Below are 8,697 nucleotides of genomic sequence, written 5' to 3'. Positions count from 1 at the left end.
CGGCCTCACGGCTGCGGGCGTCGGAGCTGGCGGCACGGCTGCGGGAGCAGCTGCCGCTGCTGGCCGGGATGCCGCCGCTGGACGTCGACGAGCCGGGCACGGAGGCGCAGGACGCGTACGAGGAGACGCCGGCGGAGGCGGCCGCCCCGCGGGAGCGGGTGCGGCGGGGTGCCGTGCCGCTGGTGCCGGGCGCGAAGCCGGACTCCAACCGGGACACCCACACGTCGATGCGGGTGCCGGCGCCCGACGAGCTGGCCGGGGGTGCGCACGGGACCGCGCGGGTGCCCCGGGCGGCGGGGGCGCCCCGGCCGGGGTCCGCGCGGAACCGGGCGACCGCCCGTCGCCGCCGGATCACGCTCGGCGCGGCGGCGGTCGCGCTGATCGCCGCGGTGGGGGTGGGGACGTGGGCGGTCACCTCCGGGGACGAGGAGGGCGGGGCACCGACCGACACGAAGAACTCAGCGCCGGGTTCTCCCTGACCGGGCGCCCGGTGGCTCGGGGGTGCGAGGGTCGTTGGCGGGTGCGGGTGGTGTGTGGTTTCTCGCGCAGTTCCCCGCGCCCCTGAAGGCTTGGGCCTGCGGCCCGGCCTTCATCAGGTGGCGCCGTTGAAAAGCACGGGGCGCGGCCCCGGCCGCTTTTCAGGGGCGCGGGGAACTGCGCGACCAGCCCCCACTCACCCGTACCCGCCAAAACCACCCGTACCCCCGAGCCATGAGGCGCTCGCGGCCACCCGGGAGGGATCCGTTGCCGTAGCCGTTACGCTGGGGGCGTGGCAGTCGTCGATGTATCCGAAGAGCTGAAGTCCCTCTCGTCGACCATGGAGTCGATCGAGGCCGTTTTGGACCTCGACAAGCTGAGGGCAGAGATCGCCGTGCTCGAGGAGCAGGCGGCCGCGCCGTCCCTGTGGGACAACCCGGACGAGGCGCAGAAGATCACCAGCAAGCTGAGCCACCTCCAGGCCGAGGTCAGGAAGGCGGACGCGCTCCGAGGTCGCATCGACGACCTCGCGGTCCTCTTCGAGATGGCCGAGGAGGAGGACGACCCGGACACCCGCGCCGAGGCCGAGGCGGAGCTCGCCTCCGTGAAGAAGGCCCTCGACGAGATGGAGGTCCGCACGCTTCTCTCCGGCGAGTACGACTCCCGTGAGGCGCTCGTCAACATCCGCGCCGAGGCCGGTGGCGTCGACGCCGCCGACTTCGCGGAGAAGCTCCAGCGGATGTATCTGCGCTGGGCCGAGCAGCACGGCTACAAGACGGAGATCTACGAGACGTCGTACGCCGAAGAGGCCGGCATCAAGTCGACCACCTTCGCCGTGCAGGTCCCCTACGCCTACGGCACCCTCTCCGTCGAGCAGGGCACGCACCGCCTCGTGCGCATCTCGCCCTTCGACAACCAGGGCCGCCGCCAGACCTCCTTCGCGGGCGTCGAGATCCTCCCCGTGGTCGAGCAGACCGACCACATCGAGATCGACGAGTCCGAACTGCGCGTGGACGTGTACCGGTCGTCCGGCCCCGGCGGCCAGGGTGTCAACACCACCGACTCGGCGGTGCGCCTCACCCACATCCCCACCGGCATCGTCGTCTCCTGCCAGAACGAGCGCTCGCAGATCCAGAACAAGGCGACCGCGATGAACGTCCTCCAGGCCAAGCTGCTGGAGCGCCGCCGGCAGGAGGAGCAGGCCAAGATGGACGCCCTCAAGGGCGACGGCGGCAACTCCTGGGGCAACCAGATGCGTTCCTACGTGCTGCACCCGTACCAGATGGTCAAGGACCTGCGTACGGAGCACGAGGTCGGCAACCCCGAGGCCGTGTTCAACGGCGAGATCGACGGCTTCCTCGAGGCCGGAATTCGCTGGCGCAAGCAGCAGGAGAAGTAAGAGGCGCGACCGCGCCCCAACCCCCGGACAATTTCAGCGCTTTGTCGATAAGGCAACTGCCATCCACGCGATGGCAGTTGCCTTGTCTGTTGGGGGATGTCTGGGTTTTACGTCACACTCACACGACGTTGTCGCGGTCAAATCCGATCAACAGGACATCGCGTACGCAACGACCTTGACGTTGCTTCGAAAACTGGGAAGGCTGACGCGTGGCATGCGCATTACTGGGACGCATGTGAACCGGGGGATCTTGCAGGCTACCGACTGCCCCCGCTGATCGCGGCCCCGGGCGCTGCTCCAATTACTGATGAGCTACTGGGGGTAGCAGCCATATGACGAAGAAGACGCGGATCCGCGTGGCGCGAATAGCCGCGGGTGCCGTGATCGCCGCCGGCGCGTCGCTGACCGCCGCGGGTGCCGCTTCCGCGCTCGACCTCGGCGTCGGTATCGGCGTCAACACCGGCAACGGCGTCTCCGCCGACGTCGGTGTCTCGGTCGACACCGAGGGTGACACGGACGGCACGTCCATCGGTGCCACGCAGGGCACGACCGGTACCGCGGGTACCACCGGCACGACCGGCACGACCGGTACGAGCGGTGACACCGGCACGACCGGTACGAGCGGTGACACCGGTACCACCGGTACGAGCGGTGACACGGGCACCACCGGCACGACGGGCACCACTGGTACCACCGGCACCACTGGTACGAGCGGTGACACCGGCACGACCGGTACCACGGGCACCACCGGCACGACGGGCACCACCGGCACCGACGGTGGCAACGGCAACTCCGGTGGTAACGGCAACTCGGGCGGCAATGGCAACTCGGGCGGTAACGGCAACTCCGGTGGTAACGGCAACTCGGGTGGTAACGGCAACTCGGGTGGCAACAGCTCCACCGGTGGCAACGGCAACTCCGGTGGCAACAGCTCCACCGGTGGTGACTCCACCTCGGGTGGCGGTTCCTCCACCACCGGCGGCGGTGACGCCACCTCCGGCGGTACCGAGCCCGACGGCGGCAACGACGAGGTCGTCCAGGAAGAGGGCTCCTCGCAGCTGACCGACACCGGCTCCGAGACCGAGGCTCAGGGCTCCGGGAGCGGTGAGCTGGCCGAGACGGGTGCCGCCGAGACCACGTTCCTGCTGGTCGGCGCCGCCACGATGATCGTCGGCGGTATCGGCTTCCGCCTGCTGCCCCGCCTGATGGGCGGTCGCGGCGCCGCCGCCTGATCCCTCGCGGTCACGCACGGCACCCCATACGTTCGAAGGCCCGGGGCGGCAAGCCCCGGGCCTTCGTCGTGTCCGGTCACGTCGGCGGGGCGCACCCGCCGGTCACTCATGCGTCCGCCGGCGTCACCCTAGGCGGTCGTCTGGTGTGCGAGCAGCGCCAGCGCCGTTATCAGGATCGCCAGGAGGGCGATCAGGGTCATCGGGCTCAGGCCCGCGAACGGATTCTCCTGCTGGAGCCGCTCGCGACTGGCCCGGCACACATGGCAGCGGCCCTCGGCGACGGGCGATGCGCAGTTCGCGCACACCAACCGGTCGTACGTCATGCGCCTCGCCCTCCTTGCAATGGCCTCACACACACCTCAACGCTTCGCGGAACCGGTGCGTTCCGCTGATTCGCCGGTCCCCTCCTACTCCACTGTGCCAGGTTCCCCCGGTGCGTGCGCGGGCGCCCGGAAAAGGGGCGGGTGCCGTTCGTCGCACGGCGCCGGAATCGCCGAGGTCACTCGGGCAGTTCCCCGCGCCCCTCACGAGGACGGGTAGCGGTACAGTCTCGACCATCCATTCCCCGACGGCCTGTGGTGCATCCGTGATCCGATTCGACAACGTGTCCAAGGTCTACCCGAAGCAGACCCGCCCCGCCCTCAGGGATGTGTCCCTGGAGGTCGAGAAGGGCGAGTTCGTGTTCCTCGTGGGGTCCTCCGGCTCCGGAAAGTCCACCTTCCTGCGGCTGATCCTCCGCGAGGAGCGGTGCAGCCAGGGTCAGGTGCATGTGCTGGGCAAGGATCTCGCGCGCCTGTCCAACTGGAAGGTGCCGCAGATGCGCCGCCAGCTGGGGACGGTGTTCCAGGACTTCCGGCTGCTGCCGAACAAGACGGTCGGCGAGAACGTCGCCTTCGCGCAGGAGGTCATCGGGAAGTCGCGTGGCGAGATCCGCAAGTCCGTGCCGCAGGTGCTGGAGCTGGTCGGCCTCGGCGGCAAGGAGGAGCGGATGCCGGGCGAGCTGTCCGGTGGTGAGCAGCAGCGCGTCGCCATCGCGCGGGCCTTCGTGAACCGGCCCAAGCTGCTGATCGCCGACGAGCCCACCGGCAACCTCGACCCGCAGACCTCCGTCGGCATCATGAAGCTGCTCGACCGGATCAACCGGACGGGTACGACCGTGGTCATGGCCACCCACGACCAGAACATCGTGGACCAGATGCGCAAGCGCGTCATCGAGCTGGAGAAGGGCCGTCTCGTCCGCGACCAGGCGCGCGGCGTCTACGGCTACCAGCACTGACCACTGCTCGACGACCGTCCACGGAAAGGCTTGACCAGACGCCATGCGCGCGCAGTTCGTCCTGTCGGAGATCGGTGTGGGTCTCCGCCGCAATCTCACGATGACTTTCGCGGTCGTCATCTCGGTGGCCCTCTCCCTCGCCCTGTTCGGCGGCTCCCTGCTGATGCGGGACCAGGTCAGCTCGATGAAGGGCTACTGGTACGACAAGGTCCAGGTGTCGATCTTCCTGTGCAACAAGGCGGACGCGGAGGCGGACGCCAACTGCTCCAAGGGCGCCGTCACCTCGGAGCAGAAGCAGCAGATCAAGAGCGACCTGGGCAAGCTCGACATCGTCGAGCAGGTCTACTACGAGTCGGCGGACCAGGCCTACAAGCACTACAAGGAGCAGTTCAAGGACTCCCCGCTGGCCGCGTCGCTCACCCCGGACCAGATGCAGGAGTCGTACCGGATCAAGCTGAAGGACCCGGAGAAGTACAAGGTGATCGACACCGCGTTCTCCGGGCGGGCCGGTGTCCAGTCGGTCGAGGACCAGCGGGACGTGCTGGAGAACCTGTTCAACCTGCTCGGCGGCATGAATGTCGCGGCGCTCGGGGTGATGGGTCTGATGCTGGTCGTGGCGCTGCTGCTGATCGTCAACACGGTGCGTGTCTCCGCGTTCAGCCGTCGGCGGGAGATCGGAATCATGCGGCTCGTGGGCGCGTCCGGTTTCTACATCCAGGCGCCGTTCATCATGGAGGCCGCGATCGCGGGCCTGATCGGCGCGGGCTTCGCCGGGACGCTGATCGTCGGCGGCAAGTACTTCCTGATCGACCAGTGGCTCGCGGAGAAGATCCCGCTGGTCAACTTCATCGGCTGGGACGTCGTGCTGACCAAGCTGCCGCTGGTCCTGGCGATCGGACTGCTCATGCCGGCCATGGCCGCGTTCGTTGCGCTACGGAAGTACCTCCGGGTCTGACGCCCGTTGCACGATCATGACGATCTAGGCACACGATGGCGATTACCTGCGCGAATCTTGATCGTTAAGCTCGTTCCGACCGATCGCGCTCCCGGCGGACCTCCGGTTCCCGGGAGCAATGACAGTGAACGAGGGGAACGAGCGATCATGTACGCACTCAACGGGGGCGCAGGCAAGCGGATGGCCGGTACGGTGGTGGCGACCGCCATCGGGGCGGCCCTGCTGCTGCCGGCCGTACCCGCCTCGGCCGCACCGGCCGCGCCGGCCGCGTCGACGGCTCCGGCCGTCGCCGCGAAGGGCGGCGAGTACAAGTACCACTACACGTACCGGGTCATCCGCAAGACGACGCCCGCCGAGGTGTCGTTCAAGAAGATGAACAAGATCATGAACGGTGTGTTCCCGATCAAGGGCATGCCGAAGACGGTCAAGAAGAATCAGAAGATCTGTCTGAAGATGGTCAAGGACTGCAACCCGGTGCGCGTCACCGCGGTCGGCAAGACCTACTTCACCCTCAAGTCGCTCCCCGGGCATCTGGAGGGGGCCGGCAAGATCATCACCTTCAAGCTGGTGAAGAAGAACGGCTACCTCGTCCTCGACGTGTCCGCCCACGGCCCCAAGGCCGTCTGGCAGAAGCACCCCATCACCGACAAGTCCAACCGGCTCTTCGCCAGGGGCATGTGGGGCGCGTACGCGGTGAACCTGGCCAAGGCCGCCGAGTACAACCTGGTGTGACCGGACGGGAAGAAGTGTGCCGCACGTCACGGCATATCTGATGGTGTGACGCACGCCAATGGGGCCGTACCGGCAAGGACCGCTACGGCCCCTCCCGTTGTCCTAGACTCGCCGACATGTCAGGCCGCGACCTGTTCTCCCAGCCCCGCCGCATCCGCCGCGGGGCGGCCCTGACATTGGTCTTCGCGAGCGTGCTCGCCACCGGCGCCGCGACCGGCTCCTTCGAGGACCCGTACCGCAAGGACGACGCCTCCGGCGCGCCCCGCTCCGCCCCGGCCGCCCGGCAGCAGGACGTGGCCGAGGCCGCCGCCGAGGCCATGGCCGAGGGCACCTCCCCCGTGGAGGCCGCCGAGCGGGCCGTCAGCCGCAGCGGCGACCGCTGGGGGGCGGTCTACTCCGAGGGCGAGTACGAGGAGTTCCAGGAAGCCCTCGACGGCGAGTACACCGGCGTCGGGCTGTGGGCGCGGTTGCGGCGCGACGGCCGGGTCGAGATCACCCGTGTCCAGGACGGCTCGCCCGCCGCCCGCGCCGGGATCCGCGCCGGGGACCGGCTCGTCAGCGTCGACGGCGAGAAGGTCGACGGCCGCCCCGTCACGGACGTCGTCTCCTTACTGCGCGGCGACGCGATCGACGGGGAAGAGGACACCGCCGAGGACGCCGCCGCCGGTACGAAGGTGTCGCTGGGTCTGCAGCGCTCCACCCGGACCTGGCAGGAGACCCTGCGCAGGGCCCGACTGTCCACCGAGGACGTCACCGTCAGCAGCCTCGCCGACGGGATCACCGTGATCAAGGTCGACGCGTTCACCAAGGGCTCGGGTGACATGGTGCGCGCGGCCGTCGAGCAGGCCGCCGACGCGACCGGGTTCGTGCTCGACCTGCGCGGCAACTCCGGCGGACTGGTCGCCGAGGCCGTCACTGCCTCCTCCGCCTTCCTCGACGGCGGCCTCGTCGCCACCTACGACGTCAACGGCGAACAGCGCGCCCTGCACGCGGACGCCGGCGGCGACAGCACCAGACCGCTGGTCGCGCTCGTCGACGGCGGCACGATGAGCGCGGCCGAACTGCTCACCGGAGCGCTCCAGGACCGCGGCCGCGCGGTGGTCGTGGGCTCCCGCACCTTCGGCAAGGGCTCCGTGCAGATGCCGAGCCGCCTCCCCGACGGGTCCGTCGCCGAGCTGACCGTCGGCCACTACCGCACCCCCTCCGGCCGCGGCGTCGACGGCCGGGGCATCACCCCCGACCTGGACGCCGACGACGACGCCCTCCAGCGGGCCGAGACGGTGCTGAGCGGACTCGGCGAGTACGAGTAATCGGCTTTCCCCGGCACCCCCGCGTAGTGCGAAAATGGACGGCACTATGAGCAAGGGAATGTACGTACCCAAGGAGTCGCAGCCCAAGCAGGGCGGGGCGGCCGCCAAGGCGAGGGACGGCGAGAAGGGCGGCAAGCGCAAGATCGTCGCCCAGAACAAGAAGGCCCGCCACGACTACGCGATCATCGACACCTACGAGGCCGGGCTCGTCCTGACCGGCACCGAGGTGAAGTCGCTGCGTGAGGGCCGGACCTCGCTGACCGACGGCTTCGTCCAGATCGACCGGGGAGAGGCGTGGCTGCACAACGCGCACATCCCCGAGTACCACCAGGGCAGCTGGACCAACCACTCCGCGCGCCGCAAGCGGAAGCTGCTGCTGCACCGCGAGGAGATCGACAAGCTGGAGTCCAAGGCGCAGGAGACGGGGCACACGATCGTGCCGCTCTCCCTGTACTTCAAGGACGGCCGCGCCAAGGCGGAGATCGCGCTCGCCCGAGGCAAGAAGGAGTACGACAAGCGGCAGACCCTGCGGGAGAAGCAGGACCGGCGGGAGTCGGACCGCGCCATCGCCGCGGCGAAGCGCAAGCAGCGGGCGTAGCCGGGGCGACGCGCGCGTGGCCGCCGGGAATACGGTGGCATGCGCTCGCGTTGTTCACGTACGATGGCATCCGCACCTCACAGCGGGTGCGAGAGCCCTCCTCGGAGGGGTTGAAAACACAACATGGGGATGATCGGTTTCGACAGCGGATGTCGAAGCAGGGGAAGCGTGTCGAGGAAGCGGCCATGATCTCGTAAACCACAGGCCGAAAAAAATAATCGCCACTGTTAAGAGCGATTCTCCCGAGCAGCGCTTCGCTCTCGCCGCCTGATCTCAGGTAGCGAGACCGAGCCTCTCATTTAAAGGGAGTGTCAGCCCGGGGCTGTTCCCGACCCGGATCCTGGCATCAGCTAGGGGACTAAACCTTGATCCCGGTCACGGGGTGAAGAGGGAAATCAAACAGTGACTGAGCCCGTCGGCGACTTGTTCGCGTGATCGCCGGGGCTGAGAAACTCATAGCGAACTGCACACGGAGAAGCCCTGATTCCGCACCGTTGGACGCGGGTTCGATTCCCGCCATCTCCACAATTCCCATGTGACGCATGAACAGCGGGGCCCGGTGGTCGACCAGACCACCGGGCCCCGCTGCGTTGTGTCCTGAGGCCCGTCACGGGTGCCTCCGGCTTCGGCCCCTTGGCTTTGCCGGCTTCGGTCTTGAGCCAGCACATCGGTGCTCTCGGGGAAGGTCGTGCCGCGGACTTGATACAGGAGCCTGGAT

At 68.5% G+C, this 8,697-nt stretch carries 8 protein-coding genes, 1 other RNA gene and 1 pseudogene; 9 read left to right on the top strand and 1 reads right to left on the bottom strand.

What is annotated here, in order from left to right:
* From M8J73_RS30625 to M8J73_RS30615, 3 genes and pseudogenes are all read left to right on the top strand, one after another.
* Positions 1-479, top strand: a pseudogene (locus M8J73_RS30625) (serine/threonine protein kinase); the annotation flags it as partial.
* 290 nt (positions 480-769) lie between these two features.
* Entirely contained in the window at positions 770-1,876 is a 1,107-nt protein-coding gene (prfB, locus tag M8J73_RS30620; RefSeq protein WP_055540005.1) for a peptide chain release factor 2, read from the top strand.
* A gap of 332 nt (positions 1,877-2,208) precedes the next feature.
* Positions 2,209-3,108 carry a hypothetical protein gene (locus M8J73_RS30615; protein WP_055540004.1) on the top strand — a complete coding sequence of 300 codons (900 nt, stop codon included), beginning with the start codon at positions 2,209-2,211 and terminating at the stop codon, positions 3,106-3,108.
* 128 nt (positions 3,109-3,236) lie between these two features.
* On the opposite strand, the gene M8J73_RS30610 is transcribed toward M8J73_RS30615, so the two are convergent.
* Entirely contained in the window at positions 3,237-3,431 is a 195-nt protein-coding gene (locus M8J73_RS30610; protein WP_055518486.1) for a hypothetical protein, read from the bottom strand.
* A gap of 263 nt (positions 3,432-3,694) precedes the next feature.
* On the opposite strand from M8J73_RS30610, the gene ftsE reads away from it, so the two are divergent.
* From ftsE to ssrA, 6 genes are all read left to right on the top strand, one after another.
* Positions 3,695-4,384 (top strand): cell division ATP-binding protein FtsE, encoded by a 690-nt coding sequence (gene ftsE / locus M8J73_RS30605; RefSeq protein WP_009320785.1) that lies wholly within the window; start codon positions 3,695-3,697, stop codon positions 4,382-4,384.
* Positions 4,385-4,427: 43 nt separating this feature from the next.
* Complete coding sequence (gene ftsX, locus M8J73_RS30600; protein WP_055540003.1) at positions 4,428-5,339, top strand: permease-like cell division protein FtsX; 912 nt, start codon at positions 4,428-4,430, stop codon at positions 5,337-5,339.
* Between the two features lie 147 nt (positions 5,340-5,486).
* Positions 5,487-6,071 (top strand): hypothetical protein, encoded by a 585-nt coding sequence (locus M8J73_RS30595; RefSeq protein WP_055540002.1) that lies wholly within the window; start codon positions 5,487-5,489, stop codon positions 6,069-6,071.
* A 116-nt stretch (positions 6,072-6,187) separates the two neighbouring features.
* Positions 6,188-7,381 (top strand): S41 family peptidase, encoded by a 1,194-nt coding sequence (locus M8J73_RS30590; RefSeq protein ID WP_055540001.1) that lies wholly within the window; start codon positions 6,188-6,190, stop codon positions 7,379-7,381.
* A 58-nt stretch (positions 7,382-7,439) separates the two neighbouring features.
* The gene (gene smpB / locus M8J73_RS30585) at positions 7,440-7,979 is read left to right on the top strand and encodes an SsrA-binding protein SmpB (RefSeq protein WP_055540000.1); all 540 of its coding nucleotides are present in this window, start codon (positions 7,440-7,442) and stop codon (positions 7,977-7,979) included.
* Between the two features lie 125 nt (positions 7,980-8,104).
* Positions 8,105-8,507, top strand: a transfer-messenger RNA (tmRNA) gene (gene ssrA / locus M8J73_RS30580).
* The last annotated feature ends 190 nt before the right edge of the window (positions 8,508-8,697 follow it).

The organism is Streptomyces neyagawaensis, from assembly GCF_023516595.1.
In the GTDB taxonomy this organism is placed as follows: domain Bacteria; phylum Actinomycetota; class Actinomycetes; order Streptomycetales; family Streptomycetaceae; genus Streptomyces; species Streptomyces neyagawaensis.
The sequence above is the reverse complement of the archived record's forward strand: the minus strand, read 5'-3'. Positions and strand labels throughout refer to the sequence as shown.